Raw genomic sequence first — 19,284 nt, forward strand, 5'->3', positions numbered from 1 at the left:
GACGGACGGAGACGTGGAAGGAGTCCAACGACCCGGACCGGGACGCCAAGCCCGCCCGGATTGAGTACGTGAGCTGCCGCATCCCGTCCTGACCCGGCGGTTGCAGTCCTACCTGCGCTGGCGCAACGCCAACAACGCTGGGGCCAACCCGTCACCCGCGCAGCTGAGCCAGACTCCATCCGTGCCGTGAGGACGGCACTAGCCCGGGCTGCCCGTCGACTCGCGCCGCGACACCTGTTCGGCCTGCGTCGATGCTTCGCCCGGGAGTACCGGATGCCGTAGCCCCGGATGGCCGGCCGGCAGTGAACGGCGCACCACCACCCAACTCACCCCGAGCACGGCGGCGACCAGCGGCCAGCTCAGCGCTACTCGGGCCACGCTCAGCGCGACCACCTGGCCGCCGAGCCACAACGGCAGGAAGACCGAAACCCGTAGCAGGAAGCTGGCGGTCCAGACCCAACTGCCGCGCCCGTAGGCCCGCAGGAGCGCCGGGTCTCGGCGCCAGCGGGTCCGCTGGCGCAGCACGCCGCCGACGACCACTCCCAGTAGTGGCCAGCGGATCACGATGCTGACCATCCAGGCGAGTGCGCTCGCCGCGTTCGCCAGGAGCTGTACCAGGAAGAAGTCTTCGGCCCGTCCGGTCCGAAGCGCGATCAGCGCGCCGACGCAGACGGCGAGCAGGCCCACCAGCACTGACCGGGGCCGATGTCCACGGCGCCAGCGCCAGCCCGCCACGGCCGCGCCGGTCACCAGCGCGGTGCCGACCCCGATCTGCAGCGACTCGCCGCCGAGGAGCCAGCCGGCCGCGAACGCCACCGGCGGCACGGTGGCGTCGATCGCGCCACGTCGCCCACCGAGTAGGTCGGTGAGGGACTCCGGCTCCGGTGTCGGCGTCTGGTGCTCCGAAGTGCTGCCCACTCTCTCTCCTCCCGTCGTCGCGACCAGCACGGACAACCCATGCGGACGTGGCGAATCAGCGGACCGGCCTCCAAACCTAGACGAGTTGGTCCGAAGTCCTTCGGTGGTCGTAGGCGTCAGTGACCCGGGTGACGGGGGCGCCGGTGGTGTTGTTGCGTCAGAGGGTGTCGTTGACCGACTCGGTCAACCGGCGGACCTTCGTGAGTGTCGCCTCGCTGTGGCGGGCCTTCTCCTGTTTGCGTGACGTAGGACACAGCTCGATGCCCTGATCGGCCAGTTGCTGCTCGAACGGCGTGGCGGCGAAGCCCTTGTCCGAGGTCAGCAGGATCCCGTCAGGTTCGGCGACCACGCCTGCCTTGGCCTGCAGCGTCGCGGCGAGGACTTCCCGTTGGCCGAGCTTCGGGTTGGCCGGTGCTCACAGGATCGGCATCCCGGTCGGGGTGCACACCAGGTACAGCCGCAGTCGCCAGGAGAGCCGGGAGGGGGAGGCGCAGTAGCTGTAGCTGGCCCAGCCGGCCAGGTCCGCCCTCTCTTCATGCCCAGGCATCGACCTCGGACATTGGAGAGATGATCACGTGATGGCTTGGTTTTTGTCAAATATTGCCCCGTTCGGCGGCGAATTAACTTCTCCGTAACGGTCACGGCCCAGCAGGTGCCGGTCTCGCCGCCCGAGGACGCAGTGATCTTTCGCCACATGTTGGGTCATAACGGAACAAAATGCTGCGCCGAGTCATCCAAATTGGAAACCAACAGTCTTGCCAAGCAATGTGAATATCTGAATACTTCATTCAGCCTGACCCCCTAGCCACTTGGTCAGGTTGTTCACCGGCTCCGCCGACCTCGGTGGGGCCGTTCCTCCCTAACCCCCAAACGGAGGTACTACATGCGACCCACGAGGTTCATGTTGCGTCGTGCCGCGGCAGTGGCCGTGGCCGGAACCCTGGTGGTCGGAGCGCTCGTCGGTAGCCCGGCGCACGCGGCTCCCAATGCTTCACCGGAGGTCGCCGTCGACCTCGCCGAGCAGCTCGGCGATCGCGCCGCCGGTGTATTCGCCGACGCCAATGGCGCAGTCACCGTCGCGGTGACCGACGACGCTGCCGCCCGGCAGGTCGCCAAAGCCGGCGCTACCCCGAAGATCGTCAAGCGGGATGCCGCCGAACTGCGGCGTGCCACCGCAAAGCTGGAAAGCTTGACCACGATTCCCGGCACCGCATGGTGGACGGACCCAGAGACCAACCAGGTCGTCGTCTCCGTCGACAGCACGGTGACCGGCACCAAGTTGGCGCGGGTCGAGGCCGTTGCGGCCCGCATCGGCGGCGCGGTGCGCGTCGAGCAGGAGGTGGGTGTGTACAGCACCCAGATCTCCGGAGGCGAGGCGATCTGGGGCGGCGGCGGTGTGTGCTCGCTCGGCTTCAACGTCCGCAGCGGCAGCAGCTACTACGCTCTCACCGCCGGGCACTGCACCGACGTCATCTCGAACTGGTACGAAGACAGCGCGCAGAACACCTATCTCGGCCCCACGGTCGGGTCCAGCTTCCCCGGCAACGACTACGGCATCGTGCGCCTCAGCGGCTACGAGCCGGGCAACGTGTACCTCTACAATGGCGGATACCAGGACATCACCACCGCCGGTAACGCCTTCGTCGGCCAGTCCGTGCGGCGTTCTGGTCAGACCACCGGCCTGCACAGCGGTTCGGTCACCGGGCTCAACGCCACCGTCAACTACCGCGAGGGCACGGTTCGTGGCCTGATCCGCACCAACGTCTGCGCGGAGCGGGGCGACAGCGGCGGCTCGTTGTTCAGTGGCTCCACCGCGGTCGGCCTCACCTCCGGCGGCAGCGGCAACTGCTTCTTCGGTGGCACGACCTTCTTCCAGCCGGTCGTGGAAGCCCTGAACGCCTACGGCGTCGACGTCTACTGATCCAACCGACTGTGGCGGGACGCCGGCCGCCATCCGGTGGCCCGCCACAGCCGACGATCAGCAGCTCAGATAGTGCGGTAGCGGGCCCGGTCTCCCCAGGGGGAGGCCGGGCCCGCTCTCTGGCTGCGGGTCAGCGCTGTTTCGTAAAGGTGACGAACCTGCGCCATGCCGCCGGACCGAAGGTGAGGGCGGGCCCGGTCGGGTCTTTGGAGTCCCGAACACCCACGACACCCGGAAGGTTGTCGGCAACCTCCACGCAGTTCCCATGACCCGAGCTCCGGCCGGACTTGCGCCACCTCGCATCATTGAGCTTGGTCATAGTACTTCTCCTTGATCGTGTGTAGGGCTTTCCGGGACTCGTCGGCGTCCAGCGCTAGTGCGGTCAGCCCATTCCAGGCGTCAGCGTAGGTTCGCACCTCCGCTATGCGATCGAGGTAGAGGGCACCGGACAGCCCCTCATTGTAGACCGTCGTCGGTTCGGAGGGCCGAAGCCCGATTGTGGGGAAGTCCAGGATGACAAAGCTTCCCGATGTCACCATCTGGCTGAGCTCGCTGCCGAGGGGCAGCACCCGCACGGAGATGTTCGGGGCCGTGCCGGCGTCGAGCAGTCGATCGATCTGCTCACGCATCCCGGGCACGTTCTTGTGCAGGAGCGCCTCTTCCAGGATGACGTCCAGGGTCGGGGCGGCGGGCCGCTTCCGGTGCAGCAGGCGTTGCCGCTCGGCGCGTAATTCCACGAGCTTCGCCACCTCCTCCGGAGGGTTGCCCGGCTCGGTGCGGATGGCCTGCTCGGCGTATGTCGGCGTCTGGAGTAGCCCTGGCACGACGGCATGCTCGTAGGTCCGGATCCGGCTGGCCGCGGACTCCAGCCCGACATACAGCTCGAACCAGCGGGGGATCGCCTCGCCGTAGGAGTGGTACCAGCCCTTACTCTTCGACTCCTTGGCGAGGCTCTTCATGACCTCCGTCATCTCGGCCGACGCGCCATACAGCCGGCACATCTGATCAACGTCCAACACACGGACGGGCGCCTGTCCCGACTCGATGCGATACATCTTGGCGCGGGACCATTCAAGATCACTGGCAGCGGCTTCCAGCCCGATGGCAGCCTGTTCCCGTGCCTGTCGAAGCAGCCTGCCAAGTTGCCGCCTCGGCACTGTCGATCCGACGTCGGTCATTGGTGGGTGTCTCCCTGTCTCATTCTGATGCGCTGGCCGGCATTTCGTGAGATAGCGATCGCATCATTCCCTAAAAGCGTCGTCCTGCATAGAGGTTCGTAGTCCAAGACGTTGTATTCGAGATCAATCGCGCTGATCGTGGGCCGTAGGGCAGTGGGGAAAGCCACCGCCCGCGGTGGAGCAAGGACAGCAGTACACCTTTCACACAGGAGCATCATGAGGACTGCTACGGAACACCTATCCCACGACCGAGTGCCGCAGCGCACCCGCCGAACCGCGCCGCCCGACCCGACCAGTGGCGAACAGCTCGCGGTCGTGACCGGAGTCGATGCGGAGCAACGGCTGCTTCTCGGCCGTGTTGTCGGCTGCGCTGGTGTCGGCTGTATGCGCCCGAGCGACGACGTGCTCGCGGCCGTGGTGGCGGGGCTCCGGAGGCTGTGATGGCCGACGACAACAACCCCGCCGAGGTGCGGGCCAACCACGATCCGCACGGAGCACCGCCGGTGCCCGACGGCGATCGAGTACGGCGGGTTACCCCGACCGGGCACACCCCGCCACCGACTACCAGACAGAAGACGTTGGCCGTCCTCATCGTGGTGATCGTCGTCGCCGCCATCGCGATCGGGGCGCTGCGGTGACCGCCCAGCCGGCGGATCGTCCGCTATCGGTTGGCCGGGCGGTCGGGGTAGCCCAGGTTGGCTATCCGCCGAGGCTCGACGAGCACGCGCTACGTGTGGTCCTGCTCGCCGCGCTGGCGCGGATCCGGGCCGCCTGATGGCGAACAAGCGGCACCTGCCGATGCGGCCCTTGTGGGGCTGCGACACCTGTCAGGCTGAGTGGCCCTGCCGCTCAGCTCGCCTCGCCCTGTTGGCCGAATACCACGCGGACCGCGTCGCGCTACGCGTCTACCTCGCGGCGCTGATGGCGGAGGCTGATGTACACCTGTCGCAGGTTCACCGGAACGCGGATCTGTATCGCCGGTTCCTGGACTGGGCGTAGCCGCGCCGCGGCCCGGTCAAGCCCGGCGAGCTCGGCGTTCACGTCCGCGAGCCATCGGCGTGTCGGCTGGCCGGCTGGTGGGACCAGCGGTGCAGCGCGCTATCCAGATCAGACTGCATGGTCGGGTCCTGCCGCCATCGCTGGCCGACTTCCTCGGCGGTACTGGCGTCACCCCGGCGCGAAGCAGTAGCTCCAGCACGCCGAAGAAGGTCGGTAGGGTCCGCGCCAACTCGTCGACCGCTCCAGCCGTAACAGGCCGGAGGCGGACGTCGACGCGTGCACCATTCCTTCCTTGATCTCGTCCCGGCAGATCGGCGGAGCGCCGATCTGCCGGGCAAGTGTGCGCGAGGAGGGTCTTCCCCGAGCCGGGAGGTCCGCTCACGACGACCAGGGTGGGGCGGCCAGTCACCGTACGGTGATAGCGCGACCGGTGATTCGCCTCAGGGTTGTACCCCTGGTTCGGAGCTGAGAAAGACCGCAGCCACGCCGCACCAGACGACGAACATCAGTCCGTAGAGGATGGTGAAGATCCAACCAACCACCACACCAGCGGTGGCCAGCTCCGCTCCGCGTTCGCCCGTCTGGGCGATCTGGTTTTTGGCCTTTTTGCCGAAGTAGATGCCCAACGGCGGGAACACCATCACGCCAAACACCAGCGCGAGAATCGCATAGGTGTTGAATGGCGCAGCATACGGATGGGGCGGATATGGCGGCTGGCCCGGCATCGGGTTCGGTGCCGGCGAGGAGTGCTGAGCCGGCGGTAGGTCTGTCATGTGTTTCCCTCCTGAGGGTGGTGGAGCGTGGGTACGGGCGGGAAGGGGCTCCAACCGGCCAGTCAGGGTACCTTCCCGTGTCACGGCACCGAACTGCTTCCAGGGCTGGGCCGGCTACCGACCCTGCCGCACCCGTGGGCAGACACCGTGCCACCCGCCGGACCCGTCGATGAGGGTCATGTCGCGAAGCCGTCCACAACAGATATAACTGGCATGCTCTTGAGGTGGGTCAATCGGTAACCATGCCTGAATAGCGCGCGGAGTACCGCACGGGGAATGGAGCAGGCGTAGAGTGTCGTCGTTTTGGCCGGCACCTTCGTCCGTCGGGAGACGGACACGGAGGTGAGGGAGCTGCACCGCAGGGCGGTGGCCGCCGGTGCGGAGATCCTGCTCGAACCGGAGGTGAAGCCGCACGACTCCTACGAGTTCACCTGCCGTGACCCGCAGGGGCATGTGTGGACCTTCGCGACCTATCGCACCAGCCTCGGCTGAGGTCGTCGCGTGGCCTGTGCCGGTTAGTTGAATGTTTCTCCGGCTTTGAGGTAGGGATCGACAGAAACGATCATCGAACCGCGGAACGGCTCGTCTATGCCCTCGACCACGAAGAGCAGGAGGCTGATCATGGTGGCGACGGCGCAGACGAGAACCAGGAGGGCACGTCGGGTCCGGGTGGGGATCAGACAGGACAGCAGAATGACGACCAGTGCGCCGAACAGGAGAGCGAACCACAGCGTCGTCGGAAGCGCGGCAGTGGTGTAGGTGTAGCGGAGCTGGCGCGCTTCGCTCCACTTCTCCAGCTCCCCCAAGGCGAGACTGTTGAGCTGCCCGTCCTTCCCTGACTCTGGATTGAACGTCAGCAACACGTCGTGGACGTTGTTCTCTGCCTTGAGTTCGCCATCCGCGCTGCGCCCTTGTTGGTAGGCGGGCCAGGCCTCGTCGACCATGAAGTCGACATGGGCGTGTAATAGGCCCTGAAGTTGGGTTCGGGCGGGCTCGGGATGCTTGGACACCGTGCGGTAGAGGGCGCTCAGGTCCGCCGCCTCGGTGGCGACCGCGAGGCCAGCCTGGGTGTAGGTCCCGTACGCGGAGAAGGCGGTCAGGGCGAGCAGGAGCGCGTAGAAGGTGCCGGTGATCATGATGGTGTGCGTGATGAGGTTCAGCCACTTCGGCTCGGCGCTGAATGTCCGCCTGGCTCGCCCGTGTAGCAGGAGCGCACCCAGCACCGCGATTCCGACGAAGAGTGTCAGGAAGATGAGGAACAGCGCCCAGCCCGGTACCAGGTGGCTCCAGTCGCGCACGACAGCTGCTCCTCATCTGCCGGGTGTTTCATGTACAGATGAGAGGAGTGTGCCAACTTTGTCGGCTCTGATGGTGGGGGTTTCGCGACTGGGTGACAGCGTGGTCGGGTGAAAGTGGTGGTGGAGCCGAGCTGTGCGCGGTGGTGCTTCGGCCTACGCGGCTGTCGTCCCGCCTCCGCTCGCCAGTAGCGCCGCGAGCTGGCTGAGGACGGCCTTGCGAGCCCGGTAGTACACCCAGGTGCCCCGCCGTTCGGCGTCCACGAGTCCCGCTTCGCGCAGGGTCCGGAGGTGGTGCGAGATCGTCGGCCCGCTCAGGTCGAACGCGGGGGTCAGGTCGCACACGCACGCCTCGCCGTTCTCGGCCGAAGCGATCATTGACATAAGCTGGAGCCGTACCGGGTCGCCGAGTGCCTTGAACGCCGGAGCGAGTGCGGTGGCGACTTCCGCGGGAAGGCGCTGCTGCGCCAGGGGTGGGCAGCAGGGAGTGTCGTCGCCGAGGACGGTGTGGGGGAGCGGTGTCACTTGCTTCGGCATCCGTCTAGGTTGACATTTCTCGAATCAGCCCGCAAGTGGGTCAGCCCGCAGGGGAATCAGCCCGCAAGCGCTGGTTCGACAGACGTGAGAAAGGCGCTTCAACAGGACGATACCGTAGTCCGGGACCTGATCCGGGCCTCCGGGCGGACCAAGTCGAGGAGTGTGCTGATGGACGATACCGCTGTCCGGCCCATGCGCCGCGATGACGCGGAGGTCATCCTACGGATCTACCAGGCGGGCCTCCTCCGGCGACGCCAGCTTCGAAACCAAGGCCCCGGCCTGGACGGAATTTGATGCCGGCCGGCTGCCCGAGCACCGCTACGTCGCCATTGACGACAGCGATACGGTCCTCGGCTGGATCGCCGTGTCGGCCGTCAGCACGGCCGGTGGCGCGACGTGGTGCTGCTGGAACGCCGCAGCCCGGCCATCATCTGACGAGTCGAGGGAGCTATGGCCAGGCACATCGTCCTGTTGCGGGGCATCAATGTCGGTAGGCACAACCGGATCGCGATGACCGAGTTCAAAGCCCTGCTCACCGGCCTCGGCTACACGGGGGTGCGGACCTTGCTCAACAGCGGGAACGCCGTGGTCACGACGCCGGACCCGGATCCGGCCGCAGCGGCGCGCCGGATCCAGAGGGGGATCAGCGACGCGTTCGGTCTGTCGATCGCCGTCATGGTGCGCAGTCGCGCCCTGGTCGAGTCGGTCATCGAGCGTAACCCCATGCCCGGGGAGGCGGAGCGCGCGCCGAACTTCTTCCACGTGGGATTCTGTGACCCGGCGCCGTCGCAGGAACGCCTGGACTCGATCGACGCCACGAAGCTCGGCGCGGATCGAATCATGGTCCGCGACGGCACGTGCTACCTGTGGTTCGCCGACGGGCCCCAGAACTCCCCCCTCGGCAAGGCGATCCGCGTCCACAAGCTCGGCGCGAACATGACAATGCGCAGTTGGAACACGGTGCGGAAACTGGTCTCCCTCGCCGGCCCGGTCGGCGGGGCTCCCGATCCCGGTTAGCCGAGCTGCGCGACGGCGCCGAGGACCAGGTCGGCTCTGCCATCCAGCGGGCCGCTGAGCTCCAGCACCGGCAGCTCCGGCCAGGCGTCGAGCGGGTCGGCATAGACGAGCTCCAGCAGCGCGTCGTTCATTCGTGCCCGGAGGCCGGGCCATTCCGTTCCGGGGAGCCGGCGCTCCGTCTCGGGTGTGATCACCGTGATGACCAGCAGGTCGAGGTGGGTGAAGGCGGCTCGGAGGGGCGTGTGGCCCGCCTCCTCCGACGGGTCCGCCCCGGTCGCCACCAGGTACGCCAGGTAGTCCAACGGGGTGCGGTCGAAGATCGTGGCGGACGGCGACGGCGGCGAGCAGAGAATTCGGGCCGAGCGTGCCATCAGCGCCCGGTGGTCCGCTGGCGACGGTGGATACTGGAACTCGTACCCCTCCTCCTCGAGCAGGTAGTACGGCTCGTCCACCGCCACATGGCCCGGCAACCGGGCGCACAGCGCCTCGACCAGGGTCGTCTTTCCGGTCCCGTGCGTCCCGGAGACCCCGATCCTCATTCGTACGTGCTCCTCGGGTCTGGGCCGGGCGGTGGGCGAGGGGTGGAACGGGCAGGTGTCGGGGCGAGGGGTCAGGGCTTCGGTACGTCGGTGAACAGGTCGATCAGTTCGCCGATGCGGTGGTCGGCCTCGGCCGGGTGCCGGAATCGGCCGGCTGGGTTGACGGTGTACGCGTTGCGCCGGCCAACCCGCTCTCGGTGCAGGTAGCCGGCGGCTTCCAGGTCGGCGACGATGGCCTGTGCGGCGCGTTCGGTGATGCCGACAGCGGTGGCGACATCGCGCAGTCGCGTCGTCGGCTCTCGGGCGATGGCCAGCAGCACATGTGCGTGATTGGTCAGGAAGGTCCACCCCTTCGCCCCGTCGGTCGCCCTGGGCTGGGCCGCCTGTGCCATGATCACCATCCCGTCGTTGTCCGGTGTGTTGCCCGCCAATATAGGCACCCCATGTCGCGAGTGCAGCATCGTGGCCACAGCTCGACGGAGCTTACATGGGACCTATACTTCGTGAATACTGAAGCGTAGTTCGGGCTGTTCGTGGTGTTGATCGCGGTCGAGGCAACCGACCCGATCTTCGCTGCTGTCAGCCACGACCGGGCGCTGCTGGACCAGGTGGAGCGCATCGCCGAGTTGACCTCGGGTGGGGTCCGGTTCTTTCTTCCCAAGGTCATCGCCGGTGGCCCGCAGCGCGCACCAAGGGGGCTGCGGGCGCACTTCATGGCGGTGGGACTGGGCCAGGTAGCTGTCCGTTCGCCATGCGCAGGGAGCGGGCCAGGATGCGCGCGTTGCGGCCGGGGTCCAGGGACTGCGTCCAGGCGGCCGGGGCCAGGCTGGGGCAGGCCAGGACAAAGCCGTGGCGGAGGAAGAGCTGGCCGCTTCCGGTGGTAGCGGTGAACAGCGTCGGCAGCGAGCGGCTCCGCGCCCTGGCGAACGCCGCGTGCAGCAGGCGGGCGCCGATGCCCGATCTCTGTCGGTGGGCGGCGACGCAGAAGTTGTACAGCACACCGGCGGCGGGGTGTTCGTTCAGTCCGACGCAGGCTTCGATGGTTCCGTCGGGGGCTTGGGCGACAAGAAACTCTGATGCCCTCGACAGGTAGAGGGACAGGGGGCGTTCGCGGAGCGCTCCGGTGTGGGCGAACGGCGAGGAGAGCGCGGCGAGTGTGGTGCCGTCCCCCTCGTGCGCTGGTCGTACCAAGAATTCGGAGGTGCGGTGCGATCGGGTGGCGGGCGCTCTGGGCGGCAGCACGGTGGGGAGGCAGGGGAACTGCGTGGCCGTGGTCAAGGCGTTCCTTCCTTGGGTTGCACCGTTCACGGCCGCGAGGATCTCCCGGACGCAAGTCCGGATGACGCGGTGGCTTGCCGAGACCCCGACGGCAAAGGTAAGGCTAACCTTACCTTTGGATTGAGCCAAGTCGACCCGCGTGGCCGGTACAGCCCACCTGGTGGCCGGAGAGGGCCAGCGCGTCGGTGACGCGGCTACCCAGGAGGGGCCTCGAGGATGGGGCCAGTGCTCACGACCGTCCTGGCGGGAGGAAGCCGCTGCGGAAGGTTCATCCGACCGATCACAGCTTCTTCCCCATCGCCGCCTCGTGTCCGTCGACGAATGTCGCCACGACCTCGATGCCGCCAATCCGGGAGGGATCGATGTGCCGTGGGTCATCTCCCAGGACGACGAGGTCGGCGCGCTTTCCCGGAGTGAGGCTGCCCGCGCTGTCGTCCCATCGGCACGCATAGGCGCCGGCGACTGTGTAGGCGCGCAGCGCCTCTTCGACGGTGATGGCCTCATCGGGCCCGACCAGCCGGCCGGAGACGGAGCCGCGCTCGACCATGAACTGGATGGCCCGCAGCGGCGACCCGTCCGTGACGGGCCGATCAGAGCTGCCCACGAGCGTCACTCCGTGGTCCAGGAATCCTCGGCCCCGGTACATCCAGGGTGCCCGCCTCTCGCCCATCACCTCGGCGTAATCGTCCCCGAAGGAGTACAGGAAGGTTGGCTGGACGACGGCGCTGAGGCCCAGGCGCGCGAAGCGCGGGAGCTGGTCGGGGCGGATCAGCCCGGCGTGCTCGATCCGGTGTCGGGCGTCCGGGCGGGGCCGCCGCCTCTGGGCCCGCTCCACCGCGTCAAGCGCCAGGTCGGCGGCACGGTCGCCGATGGCATGGATGGCGAGCTGCCAGCCGGCGAGGTGGCCGTCCACGATGAGCTGGGCGAGGCGGTCGGGATCGTCCTGGAGTTGCCCGTTGTGGTCCATGCCCGCATACGGGGCGGTGAGTGCGGCGGTACGGGCCATCATGCCGCCGTCGGTGTAGATCTTGAGCGCCCCCAACGACAGCCAGTCGTCGCCGAACCCGGTGCGCAGCCCCAGGTCCAGGGAACGGGGGATGCCGTCATCCCGGTGCGCCTCGAGTGGGCGTAACGTGTCGCCGGCCGCCATCAGCTGGACCCGCAGAGGTAACCGTCCCTGGTCTCGCAGCAGCTGATAGGCGCCGAGCTCAACCGGGCTGTGTCCCAGCAGACCGCCGCCGATGCCCGCCTCAGCGACAGCGGTCACCCCTTCGGCCAGGCAGGTGCGGGCAGCGCGCTCGACGGCGTCGGCGAGTTCGGTCTGGGCGTAGGGCAGCCGGAGCCGCCGCGCGGCGGCCATGGCGCCTTCGGCCAGGAACCCGTCCTGGTGCGGGATGTCGGCGGGAAGCAGGTCCAGGACCGCGCTGTTGACGACACATCCGTGGCCAGAGTCGTGCATCAGGAATACCCTGCGCCCGCGACTGACCGTGTCCAGCTCGGCCGCGGTCAGGTGGCGGCCCAGGGTCCGCTGGTCATAGCCCATCACGTCCACCCAGGCGCTGATCCCGCCGATGCGGGAGGCGGCCTCCGCCACGACCGCCAGCACGTCGTCGATCCGCGTGAACGGGGCGACGCTCGGGGTGCTCTGCTTCAGCCCGGCCCACGCCAGGTGGACATGGCTGTCGATGAATCCGGGCAGCACGGTGGCGCCCCGCAGGTCGATGACCTCACGGACCGGGAGGGAGGTCACCGCCTCGTCCAGGCCCACGATCCGGCCCCGCCAGATGCCCAGGTCGTGGGCGACCGGATGGTCCGGGTCCATGGTGAGGATGTTCGCGTTCGTCAGCCTTGTGCAGAGCATGGGCAGTCCGTCTGTTGCTAGGAGGCCTCAGCCAGTATGGCGCCGGCGACGGTTTGGGCAGTGTCGGCCGAGCCAGCTTCGGGCTGGTACCACTTTGGTGCGGCGGGCACCATCAGGGGTGTGCCGGTCTCGGGGTCGTCGATGATCCGGCAGGGCAGTCCGTAGACGTCCTCCACCAGTTCGGCGGTCATGACGCTGGCCGGATCGCCCTGGGCGGCGATGGTGCCACCCGCCCGCATGACGATCAGGTGGGTCGCGTAGCGGCAGGCCTGGTTGAGGTCGTGCAGGATCGCGACGATCGTGTGCCCCTTGCGCGCGTGCAGGCCGGCGCACAGGTCCAGCACCTCGACCTGGTGCGCGACGTCCAGGAAGGTGGTGGGCTCGTCCAGCAGCAGGATGGATGTCTGCTGGGCCAGCACCATGGCGAGCCAGACGCGCTGGCGCTGGCCGCCCGAGAGGTCGTCCACGGGCCGGTCCGCGAGGTCGAGGACACCGGTCTGGCGCAGCGCCTCCGCCACCGCCTCCTCGTCTTCGGCGGACCACTGTTTGAGTAGCCGCTGGTGCGGATAGCGGCCCCGGGCTACCAGGTCGCCGACGGTGATGCCGCCAGGCGCGTTGGAGGACTGCGGAAGCAGTCCGAGCCGCCGGGCCACTTCCCGGGACCGGTACGAAGAGATGGCCCGCCCGTCCAGGTAGACCTGGCCGGCCGCCGGCCTGAGCATTCGCGTGAGGGCCTTGAGTAGCGTGGACTTGCCGCAGGCGTTGGGCCCGAGGATCACGGTGAACGAGTGGTCGGGAATGTCGACGCCGAGGGAACTGGCCACCGTCCGTCGGTCGTAGGACAGCGTGAGGTCCTCGGCGCGTAGGCGGGGCGTCGGGGTGTTCGGTCGGGTCATGAGCGGCTCTTTCGCGACTCGGTGATCAGTAGCCAGATGAGGTACAACCCGCCGATGGTCCCGGTCGCAGTGCCCACCGGGAGGAGCGCGGGCGCGAAGAGGCGCTGCACGGCCAGGTCGCTTAGGGCGAGCAGCAGGGCACCCATGACAGCGGAGGACACGAGCCCTGGGGCGGACGAGCGGGTGAGCCCTCGGGCCAGTTGGGGCGCGGCGAGCGCGATGAACAGGATCGGGCCGGTCACCGCGGTGGCGAACGCGGCCAGGGCGACGCTGATGACGAGCAGGATGGCGCGGGTGCGGGGCACGTTGACGCCCAGGGCTGTCGCGATGCCGTCACCCATCTCCACCATCGACAGGCGGCGGGAGAGGAAGAGGGCAGGCGGAAGCAGGACAAGGACGGCCAGGCCGATGGCGCTCGCATGGACCCAGCCGCGATTGCCCAGGCTTCCCACCAGCCACGCCTGCGCCTCCAGCGCCTTTTGCCAGCTGGCCCTGGTGATCAGGTACGAGTTGAGGGCCAGCAGCAGTGCGCTGACACCGATGCCGACGACCACCAGCCGGAAGCCCTGCAGTCCGCGGCCGAGTAGCAGCAGGGAGATGGCCGCGGCGGTGGCCAGACCGCCGGCTAGCGCACCGAGCGCGATCTGCGTCATGCTGCCGTGCCATACGACGATGACCAGCAGGGCACCGGTGGCCGAGCCGTTGGTGAAGCCGATGATGTCGGGCGTGCCGAGTGAGTTGCCGGTCAAGCTTTGCAGGATTGCGCCGCTCACCGCGAGGGCCGCACCGACACACACGGCGGTAAGCAGCCGGGGCATACGCACAGTGTTCACAATGAAGTCGGCGATCCCGGTGTCGTTGCCGGTCAGGGCCTTGATCACCTCGCCGATGGAGAGTTCGAAGTCCCCAGTGGTCAGGATGGCGCCCATGACGACGACGAGTGCGAGGAGTAGGGCTGCCGTGCCGGCCGCGGCGCGTCCCTGGAACCGCAGGGACAGGCCGCCACCCCGGGTGCGGACGACCCTTCCGGTGACGATCCGGGGCCGCGACGGGGCTGGGTAGGCCGCGGGTGTCGTGGGCTTCCGGTGCGGGCCCGGGGTGGGAGCGGGGGCGGCGGTCTCCGGTACGGCCTTCACAGCATGACCAGCTTCCGGCGACGGCACAACGCGATGAACAGCGGGGCGCCGAGGACGGCGGTGACGATGCCGACCTCGATCTCGCCGGGGGCGCCGGCGACCCGGCCGAGGACGTCGGCCCCCAGCAGCAGGACGGGCGCGAACAGCATCGAGTAGGCGATCACCAATCGCTGGTCGGCGCCCACGACGAAGCGGGCGACGTGCGGTACGACCAGACCCACGAAGCCGATCGGGCCCGCCGCGGCGGTCGCCGCGCCGCACAGCAGGATCACGGCAAGCAGGCCGAGTGCCCGGGAACGGCTGACGTTCACACCCAGTGCACGACCCATCTGGTCGCCCATGGCCAGGGCGTTCAGGGCAGGGGCTAGGCCGAGCGCGAGGAGCATGCCCACCACGACGAACGGCAGAACGATCAGCACGACGTCCATGTTCCGGCCGGCCAGCGCCCCGGCCGTCCAGAACCGGAACTGGTTGAAGGCAAGCGGGTTCAGCAGTAGCACGGCGTAGTTGAGGGCGAAGAGCACCGCGGTCACCGCGGCTCCGGCAACCACCAGTCGGTCCGGCGTCGCCAGGGAGCGTCCGAACGAGCCCAGTACGTAGACGAGTACGGACGCCAGCGCCGCGCCGAGGAAGGCGAACCAGACGTAGCCGAGGACGCTGCCGACACCGAGGAAGGCGATGGCCACGACGACTCCGCTGGATGCGCCCAGACTCACGCCGAGCAGGCCGGGGTCGGCAAGTGGGTTGCGGGTCAGTGACTGCATCAGCGCGCCGGATAGCCCGAGGGCCAAACCGACGAGAAGCCCGAGGATGGTCCGGGGGATCCGGTAGTCGTGGATGATGATCGCGGCCTCGGAACCGTCAGGGTGCCACAGCAGGTGCCAGGTGGCGCTGAAGGGGATGCCCCGGGTACCCACCCACACGCTGAGCAGCCCGAGGAAGATGAGCGCGGCGAGGGTGAGAAGAATCCCCGTGCCACGGAGCGCGATCACGGACCGGCGGATCCTCGGCGAGACCGGGGCATCGGCCCCGCTCCCGGATTCCGCCCGGGCTTCGACCGACAACGACAACTCCCCTGGCGGCAACGCGTGTTACGACAAGTCAGGGCACTCGAAGGGCGTGAGCCGACTTGACTTAGGTGAGCCTAACCGAACGACCGGCGTAAGGTCAATGCGATGGACCGGCGGCGGGCGCGCGTAGGTACCGGCTGTCTCGGCCGGGCTTACCTGCTTAAGGTAGCCTCACCTAACTTGTCGCCCACCTTGGCGGAGGTGCCGGATGTCCCTGGGGGGACCGACCGAGGGCGGGCCCACGGGGGCCCGAGTCCTCCGGAACACGATCGGGGGTCAGCGCCGACGCCTTGCCGGCGCCTCGCTCCTCGGCATGGCACACCAGGCCTGCGAGGCCCTCGTCCCGGTCGTCATCGGCCTGATCATCGACCGGGCTGTGACCACCGGCGACGCCAGCTCGCTCCTGAGCTGGCTGCTCGTCCTCGCCGGCCTCTTTCTCGTCCTGTCCACAAGCTACCGGACCGCCGCCCTCATCACCGACGGCGCCGGCGAGCACGCGGCGCACCGGCTGCGCATCGCCATCGGCGCCCGCGTGCTCGACCCCCGCGGCGGGGCGGACGCCGGCAGGCTCCCCGGCGCGCTGACTGCCATAGCCACCGGTGACGCCACCCGTGTCGGAGCGGTCGCGGCAGCCGTGCCGTACGCGGTATCAGCACTCACTGGCCTGACCGTCAGCGCGGTCATGCTGCTCCGGGTGTCAGTACCGCTCGGCCTGCTCGTCTTGCTCGGTGTCCCGCCCCTGCTCTGGCTGGGCCATCGGATCAGTCAGCCCCTCGAACAGCGCAGTGAGATCGAGCAGGAACGCGCGGCCCACGCCTCTGGCGTCGCCGCCGACCTCGTCGCGGGCCTGCGGGTCCTCAAGGGCATCGGGGCGGAAACGGCCGCCCACTCCCGCTACCGGCGCACCAGCCAGGACTCCCTGACCGCCGCGTTGCGGGCCGCCCGCAGCCGAGCCTGGCACGATGGTGCGATCCTCGCCCTCACGGGCGTCTTCATCGCGGTCATCGGGCTGGTGGGAGCGCACCTGGCCATGAGCGGCGCGATCAGCGTGGGCGAACTGGTGGCCGCCGTCGGACTTGCCCAGTACCTGCTCGGCCCCTTCCAACTGCTCACCTACGTCAACGGCGAGTTCGCCCTGGGCCGCGCCTCCGCCGACCGGATCGCCGACGTGCTCTCCTCGCCGCCCGCCGTGCCAACCGGCGAGGCGGTGCCGACCAGTCCGGCCGCTGGGCGGGTCCGGCTGCGCGGACTCGGACACGGCGCCCTGCACAACGTCGACCTGGACATCGCCCCCGGCACCACCGTCGGCGTCGTCGCGAAGGATCCAGCAGCGGCGCACGACCTGCTGCTCTGCCTAGGCCGGGAACTCGACCCCGACGAGGGCACCGTCGAACTCGACGGCGTGCGGCTGACCGAACTGGATCCCGTCAGCGTCCGCCGCGCGATCCTGGTCGCCCACCACGATGCCGACCTGTTCGAGGCCAGCCTCCTCGACAACGTGCGGGCCGGAACAGATGCCGACGAGGCCGACCTCGCCCCGGCCCTCTCCGCGGCGGCGGCCGACGATGTCGCACGCGCCCTGCCCGAGGGCGCGGCCACCGTCCTCACCGAACGCGGCCGCTCCCTCTCCGGCGGCCAGCGCCAGCGCGTGGCGCTGGCCCGGGCTATCGCCGCCGACCCCCCGGTGCTCGTCGTTCACGACCCGACTGTCGCCGTCGACACCGTCACCGAATCCCGCATCGCGTCCCGCCTGCGCGCAGTGCGGGACGGCCGTACGACGATCCTGGTCACCAGCAGCCCGACACTACTCGCGGAGACCGACCGCGTGGTGATGCTCGACGGGGGCATCGTGGCCGCCGAGGGTCACCACGGCGAACTCGTCGCCGGTTGCGAGGCGTACCGCTCGGCGGTGCTTGGATGACGGATACGAATGGTCAACCGGTGGGCGACGGCCCGACGCGAACGAAGGACCCGAGATGAGCGGACCCGCTGCGGGCAGAACCAGCGAACGCGATACCAGCCGCGAACTGCTGCCCACCGCGACTGGTGCCCAGACGCTCGCCGCCCTCGGCGCGCCGCTGCGGAGGCACCGGCTCCTCGCCGCTCTCGCGATCGGCGTACTGGTCACCGGGACCGGCATCGGTCTGCTGACCGCCCCGCTGCTCGGACGCCTCGTCGATCTGGTCGTCGCCCAACGCGGCACGAGCGCACTGACCGTACCGATGGTGCTGCTTGTGGCGGTCGCCGTTGCCCGGGGCGTGGCCGCCGGGATCGGCCGCTCCCTTGTGGCCCGCCTTGGCGAGATCGTCCTCGCGGACCTGCGCGAGCGGTTCGTCGGCCGGGCACTGCGCCTGCCCCTCGACCGGGTCGAGCGGGCCGGATCGGGCGACCTGACCTCCCGGGTGACCGGTGACGTCATGATGATCACAAAGGCGGTGCGGGTGGCCCTGCCCGAATTCGCCGCCGCTCTGCTGACCATCGTGCTGACACTGGCCGGCCTCGCGGTGCTGGACTGGCGCTTCTTGGTCGCCGTACTGCTGGCGGTGCCGGTGCACATCCTGACGGTCCGTTGGTACATCCCGCGTGCCGCCTCTGTGTACGCCCGGCACCGGGTCGCGGGCGGTGCCCTCCAGCACCAACTCCTCGACAGCATCGGCGGCGTCCGCACCGTACGTGCGTTCCGGCTGACCGGGGCGCACGCGCAGTCGTTGGAGCGGCGGTCCCGGGAGGCCGTCGACCTCGCGCTGCGTGGGATACGGTTGGTCGCCGGCTTCTTCTCCCGGCTCAACGCAGGCGAGTTCGTCGGCTTGGCGGCGGTCCTTGTGACGGGTTTCCTGCTGGTGGACGCCGGCTCGGTGAGCATCGGCACGGCGACCGCGGCGGCATTGTACTTCCACGGCCTCTTCAACCCCATCAATGCCGCTCTCTTTCTCATCGACGACGTCCAGTCAGCGGGCGCCAGCCTGGCCCGCATCGTGGGTGTGTCGAATCTGCCGGCAGAGCCCGGGTCCACCTCAGGAAGCGGGCCGGCGCCGGCGGACAGCTCGGTCAAGATCTCCGCACTCCGGCACGCGTACGTCGACGGTCACCCAGTTCTCAGCGATGTGGACCTGGAGGTCCGCAGCGGCGAACGGGTGGCGCTGGTCGGCGCGAGCGGGGCTGGGAAGACCACCCTCGCGAAGCTGCTCGCGGGCATCCACGAGCCGGCGGGCGGTTCGATCGTCATCGGCGGGATCGACACCAGGGACCTCGGCCCGACCGGGGTCCGGCGCGCCGTGACACTGGTCAGTCAGGAGGTGCACGTCTTCGCGGGCCCACTGGCCGAGGACCTGCGGCTGGCCCGGCCCCAGGCCACGGATGAGGAACTGCGGGCCGCACTGACCCGCGTGGACGCCCTCGACTGGGTCGAGGCACTTCCCGAAGGTCTCGCCACCGTCGTCGGTGAGGGCGGCCACCGCCTCACGGTCACCCAGGCCCAGCATCTGGCCCTGGCGCGTCTGGTCCTGGCGGATCCGACAATCGCCATCCTCGACGAGGCGACGGCCGATGCCGGCAGCGCCGGGGCCCGTGTCCTGGAGTCGGCGGCGGTTCGCGCCCTGGAGGGGCGGACGGGCCTGATAGTGGCACACCGACTCCCCCAGGCCGCCACCGCTGACCGCGTCGTCGTACTCGACAGCGGTCGGGTCGTGGAGACCGGCACGCACGAGGAACTCGTCGCGGCGGACGGCCGCTATGCGGCCCTCTGGGCTGCCTGGTCCGACAGCCGCCGAGATCAGCCGCTGCCCACGCAGCGCGAGGCGGCGGACTAGGTCCTGACCGAACGGTCGTTCTGCCCACCACCGGCTCGCCGGCTCGTCACGTGAGAT

23 protein-coding genes and 2 pseudogenes are annotated in these 19,284 nt (G+C 68.9%); 10 read left to right on the forward strand and 15 right to left on the reverse strand.

All coding sequences use genetic code 11. The annotated features are described in order from the left end of the window. Positions 1 to 198: 198 nt before the first annotated feature. From SALPAC3_RS0122945 to SALPAC3_RS28895, 3 genes are all read right to left on the reverse strand, one after another. Entirely contained in the window at positions 199 to 918 is a 720-nt protein-coding gene (locus tag SALPAC3_RS0122945) for a DUF3159 domain-containing protein (RefSeq protein ID WP_018223513.1), read from the reverse strand. 157 nt (positions 919 to 1,075) lie between these two features. Further along, a complete protein-coding gene (locus tag SALPAC3_RS0122950; protein WP_018223514.1) occupies positions 1,076 to 1,267 on the reverse strand; it encodes a hypothetical protein in 192 nt (63 codons plus the stop codon). Positions 1,268 to 1,333: 66 nt separating this feature from the next. Further along, entirely contained in the window at positions 1,334 to 1,465 is a 132-nt protein-coding gene (locus SALPAC3_RS28895) for a hypothetical protein (RefSeq protein ID WP_018223515.1), read from the reverse strand. 336 nt (positions 1,466 to 1,801) lie between these two features. On the opposite strand from SALPAC3_RS28895, the gene SALPAC3_RS0122955 reads away from it, so the two are divergent. Beyond that, positions 1,802 to 2,839: a S1 family peptidase gene (locus tag SALPAC3_RS0122955; protein ID WP_026185836.1), complete on the forward strand. Its 1,038-nt coding sequence runs from the start codon at positions 1,802 to 1,804 to the stop codon at positions 2,837 to 2,839. A gap of 130 nt (positions 2,840 to 2,969) precedes the next feature. Here SALPAC3_RS0122955 and SALPAC3_RS27530 read toward each other — a convergent pair whose 3' ends face one another. Both SALPAC3_RS27530 and SALPAC3_RS0122960 read right to left on the reverse strand, forming a co-directional pair. Continuing rightward, positions 2,970 to 3,158, reverse strand: coding sequence for a DUF397 domain-containing protein (locus tag SALPAC3_RS27530; RefSeq protein WP_080635221.1), 189 nt, complete (start codon positions 3,156 to 3,158; stop codon positions 2,970 to 2,972). Next, positions 3,142 to 4,017, reverse strand: a complete 876-nt coding sequence (locus SALPAC3_RS0122960) for a helix-turn-helix domain-containing protein (RefSeq protein WP_080635222.1) — start codon at positions 4,015 to 4,017, stop codon at positions 3,142 to 3,144. The genes SALPAC3_RS27530 and SALPAC3_RS0122960 overlap by 17 nt, the downstream gene beginning before the upstream one ends. Before the next feature lie 216 nt (positions 4,018 to 4,233). Here SALPAC3_RS0122960 and SALPAC3_RS0122965 point away from each other — a divergent pair, with 216 nt between their 5' ends. From SALPAC3_RS0122965 to SALPAC3_RS0122980, 4 genes are read left to right on the forward strand one after another with little or no spacing between them, the layout of a single operon-like run. Further along, complete coding sequence (locus SALPAC3_RS0122965) at positions 4,234 to 4,458, forward strand: hypothetical protein (protein ID WP_026185837.1); 225 nt, start codon at positions 4,234 to 4,236, stop codon at positions 4,456 to 4,458. Beyond that, positions 4,458 to 4,655 carry a hypothetical protein gene (locus SALPAC3_RS0122970; protein ID WP_018223519.1) on the forward strand — a complete coding sequence of 66 codons (198 nt, stop codon included), beginning with the start codon at positions 4,458 to 4,460 and terminating at the stop codon, positions 4,653 to 4,655. Before SALPAC3_RS0122965 ends, SALPAC3_RS0122970 begins: the two co-directional genes overlap by 1 nt. After that, positions 4,652 to 4,792 (forward strand): hypothetical protein, encoded by a 141-nt coding sequence (locus SALPAC3_RS28465; RefSeq protein WP_018223520.1) that lies wholly within the window; start codon positions 4,652 to 4,654, stop codon positions 4,790 to 4,792. Before SALPAC3_RS0122970 ends, SALPAC3_RS28465 begins: the two co-directional genes overlap by 4 nt. Then, entirely contained in the window at positions 4,792 to 5,016 is a 225-nt protein-coding gene (locus SALPAC3_RS0122980; RefSeq protein ID WP_018223521.1) for a hypothetical protein, read from the forward strand. Before SALPAC3_RS28465 ends, SALPAC3_RS0122980 begins: the two co-directional genes overlap by 1 nt. Before the next feature lie 440 nt (positions 5,017 to 5,456). Here SALPAC3_RS0122980 and SALPAC3_RS0122985 read toward each other — a convergent pair whose 3' ends face one another. Then, positions 5,457 to 5,741 carry a DUF4190 domain-containing protein gene (locus SALPAC3_RS0122985; RefSeq protein ID WP_026185838.1) on the reverse strand — a complete coding sequence of 95 codons (285 nt, stop codon included), beginning with the start codon at positions 5,739 to 5,741 and terminating at the stop codon, positions 5,457 to 5,459. 354 nt (positions 5,742 to 6,095) lie between these two features. Here SALPAC3_RS0122985 and SALPAC3_RS26110 point away from each other — a divergent pair. Next, a pseudogene (locus tag SALPAC3_RS26110) lies at positions 6,096 to 6,281 on the forward strand (VOC family protein); the annotation flags it as partial. A 23-nt stretch (positions 6,282 to 6,304) separates the two neighbouring features. Here SALPAC3_RS26110 and SALPAC3_RS0122995 read toward each other — a convergent pair. Together SALPAC3_RS0122995 and SALPAC3_RS0123000 are read right to left on the reverse strand one after the other, a co-directional pair. Further along, complete coding sequence (locus SALPAC3_RS0122995; protein ID WP_018223524.1) at positions 6,305 to 7,087, reverse strand: bestrophin-like domain; 783 nt, start codon at positions 7,085 to 7,087, stop codon at positions 6,305 to 6,307. Between the two features lie 153 nt (positions 7,088 to 7,240). Continuing rightward, on the reverse strand, positions 7,241 to 7,621 hold the full coding sequence (locus SALPAC3_RS0123000) for an ArsR/SmtB family transcription factor (RefSeq protein ID WP_018827909.1): 381 nt from the start codon (positions 7,619 to 7,621) through the stop codon (positions 7,241 to 7,243). A gap of 168 nt (positions 7,622 to 7,789) precedes the next feature. On the opposite strand from SALPAC3_RS0123000, the pseudogene SALPAC3_RS28900 reads away from it, so the two are divergent. Both SALPAC3_RS28900 and SALPAC3_RS0123010 read left to right on the forward strand, forming a co-directional pair. Then, positions 7,790 to 8,003: pseudogene (locus tag SALPAC3_RS28900) on the forward strand (N-acetyltransferase family protein); the annotation flags it as partial. A 68-nt stretch (positions 8,004 to 8,071) separates the two neighbouring features. Next, a complete protein-coding gene (locus SALPAC3_RS0123010; protein ID WP_018223527.1) occupies positions 8,072 to 8,638 on the forward strand; it encodes a DUF1697 domain-containing protein in 567 nt (188 codons plus the stop codon). Here SALPAC3_RS0123010 and SALPAC3_RS0123015 read toward each other — a convergent pair. The 7 genes from SALPAC3_RS0123015 to SALPAC3_RS0123045 form a co-directional block, all read right to left on the reverse strand. Continuing rightward, positions 8,635 to 9,177 carry an AAA family ATPase gene (locus SALPAC3_RS0123015; RefSeq protein WP_018223528.1) on the reverse strand — a complete coding sequence of 181 codons (543 nt, stop codon included), beginning with the start codon at positions 9,175 to 9,177 and terminating at the stop codon, positions 8,635 to 8,637. The two genes, SALPAC3_RS0123010 and SALPAC3_RS0123015, sit on opposite strands and share 4 nt — an antisense overlap. Before the next feature lie 71 nt (positions 9,178 to 9,248). Beyond that, positions 9,249 to 9,578 carry a helix-turn-helix transcriptional regulator gene (locus SALPAC3_RS0123020; RefSeq protein ID WP_018223529.1) on the reverse strand — a complete coding sequence of 110 codons (330 nt, stop codon included), beginning with the start codon at positions 9,576 to 9,578 and terminating at the stop codon, positions 9,249 to 9,251. Between the two features lie 310 nt (positions 9,579 to 9,888). Continuing rightward, positions 9,889 to 10,455: a GNAT family N-acetyltransferase gene (locus SALPAC3_RS0123025; RefSeq protein WP_018223530.1), complete on the reverse strand. Its 567-nt coding sequence runs from the start codon at positions 10,453 to 10,455 to the stop codon at positions 9,889 to 9,891. A 280-nt stretch (positions 10,456 to 10,735) separates the two neighbouring features. After that, positions 10,736 to 12,316 carry an amidohydrolase gene (locus SALPAC3_RS0123030; protein ID WP_018223531.1) on the reverse strand — a complete coding sequence of 527 codons (1,581 nt, stop codon included), beginning with the start codon at positions 12,314 to 12,316 and terminating at the stop codon, positions 10,736 to 10,738. 17 nt (positions 12,317 to 12,333) lie between these two features. Then, entirely contained in the window at positions 12,334 to 13,212 is an 879-nt protein-coding gene (locus SALPAC3_RS0123035; protein WP_018223532.1) for an ABC transporter ATP-binding protein, read from the reverse strand. After that, a complete protein-coding gene (locus SALPAC3_RS0123040; protein ID WP_018223533.1) occupies positions 13,209 to 14,348 on the reverse strand; it encodes a FecCD family ABC transporter permease in 1,140 nt (379 codons plus the stop codon). The genes SALPAC3_RS0123035 and SALPAC3_RS0123040 overlap by 4 nt, the downstream gene beginning before the upstream one ends. Beyond that, entirely contained in the window at positions 14,345 to 15,340 is a 996-nt protein-coding gene (locus SALPAC3_RS0123045) for a FecCD family ABC transporter permease (protein WP_018223534.1), read from the reverse strand. Before SALPAC3_RS0123045 ends, SALPAC3_RS0123040 begins: the two co-directional genes overlap by 4 nt. Positions 15,341 to 15,731: 391 nt before the next feature. On the opposite strand from SALPAC3_RS0123045, the gene SALPAC3_RS0123050 reads away from it, so the two are divergent. Next, the gene (locus SALPAC3_RS0123050) at positions 15,732 to 17,339 is read left to right on the forward strand and encodes an ABC transporter ATP-binding protein (RefSeq protein WP_033667937.1); all 1,608 of its coding nucleotides are present in this window, start codon (positions 15,732 to 15,734) and stop codon (positions 17,337 to 17,339) included. Between the two features lie 55 nt (positions 17,340 to 17,394). Continuing rightward, positions 17,395 to 19,227 carry an ABC transporter ATP-binding protein gene (locus SALPAC3_RS0123055; RefSeq protein ID WP_018223536.1) on the forward strand — a complete coding sequence of 611 codons (1,833 nt, stop codon included), beginning with the start codon at positions 17,395 to 17,397 and terminating at the stop codon, positions 19,225 to 19,227. Positions 19,228 to 19,284: the final 57 nt, after the last annotated feature.

Source organism: Salinispora pacifica DSM 45544, from assembly GCF_000378845.1.
Classification (GTDB): domain Bacteria; phylum Actinomycetota; class Actinomycetes; order Mycobacteriales; family Micromonosporaceae; genus Micromonospora; species Micromonospora pacifica.

What these genes read in the sequence shown, in the direction of transcription:
- SALPAC3_RS0123010 (WP_018223527.1), top strand. Translation starts at nt 8,072, where the DNA reads ATGGCCAGGCACATCGTCCTGTTGCGGGGCATCAATGTCGGTAGGCAC.
- SALPAC3_RS0123015 (WP_018223528.1), bottom strand. Translation starts at nt 9,177, where the DNA reads ATGAGGATCGGGGTCTCCGGGACGCACGGGACCGGAAAGACGACCCTG.
- SALPAC3_RS0123000 (WP_018827909.1), bottom strand. Translation starts at nt 7,621, where the DNA reads ATGCCGAAGCAAGTGACACCGCTCCCCCACACCGTCCTCGGCGACGAC.
- SALPAC3_RS0122980 (WP_018223521.1), top strand. Translation starts at nt 4,792, where the DNA reads ATGGCGAACAAGCGGCACCTGCCGATGCGGCCCTTGTGGGGCTGCGAC.
- SALPAC3_RS0122965 (WP_026185837.1), top strand. Translation starts at nt 4,234, where the DNA reads ATGAGGACTGCTACGGAACACCTATCCCACGACCGAGTGCCGCAGCGC.
- SALPAC3_RS0122970 (WP_018223519.1), top strand. Translation starts at nt 4,458, where the DNA reads ATGGCCGACGACAACAACCCCGCCGAGGTGCGGGCCAACCACGATCCG.
- SALPAC3_RS28895 (WP_018223515.1), bottom strand. Translation starts at nt 1,465, where the DNA reads ATGCCTGGGCATGAAGAGAGGGCGGACCTGGCCGGCTGGGCCAGCTAC.
- SALPAC3_RS0123035 (WP_018223532.1), bottom strand. Translation starts at nt 13,212, where the DNA reads ATGACCCGACCGAACACCCCGACGCCCCGCCTACGCGCCGAGGACCTC.
- SALPAC3_RS0123030 (WP_018223531.1), bottom strand. Translation starts at nt 12,316, where the DNA reads ATGCTCTGCACAAGGCTGACGAACGCGAACATCCTCACCATGGACCCG.
- SALPAC3_RS27530 (WP_080635221.1), bottom strand. Translation starts at nt 3,158, where the DNA reads ATGACCAAGCTCAATGATGCGAGGTGGCGCAAGTCCGGCCGGAGCTCG.
- SALPAC3_RS0123055 (WP_018223536.1), top strand. Translation starts at nt 17,395, where the DNA reads ATGAGCGGACCCGCTGCGGGCAGAACCAGCGAACGCGATACCAGCCGC.
- SALPAC3_RS0122985 (WP_026185838.1), bottom strand. Translation starts at nt 5,741, where the DNA reads ATGCCGGGCCAGCCGCCATATCCGCCCCATCCGTATGCTGCGCCATTC.
- SALPAC3_RS0123020 (WP_018223529.1), bottom strand. Translation starts at nt 9,578, where the DNA reads ATGGTGATCATGGCACAGGCGGCCCAGCCCAGGGCGACCGACGGGGCG.
- SALPAC3_RS0123050 (WP_033667937.1), top strand. Translation starts at nt 15,732, where the DNA reads ATGGCACACCAGGCCTGCGAGGCCCTCGTCCCGGTCGTCATCGGCCTG.
- SALPAC3_RS0122960 (WP_080635222.1), bottom strand. Translation starts at nt 4,017, where the DNA reads ATGACCGACGTCGGATCGACAGTGCCGAGGCGGCAACTTGGCAGGCTG.
- SALPAC3_RS0122955 (WP_026185836.1), top strand. Translation starts at nt 1,802, where the DNA reads ATGCGACCCACGAGGTTCATGTTGCGTCGTGCCGCGGCAGTGGCCGTG.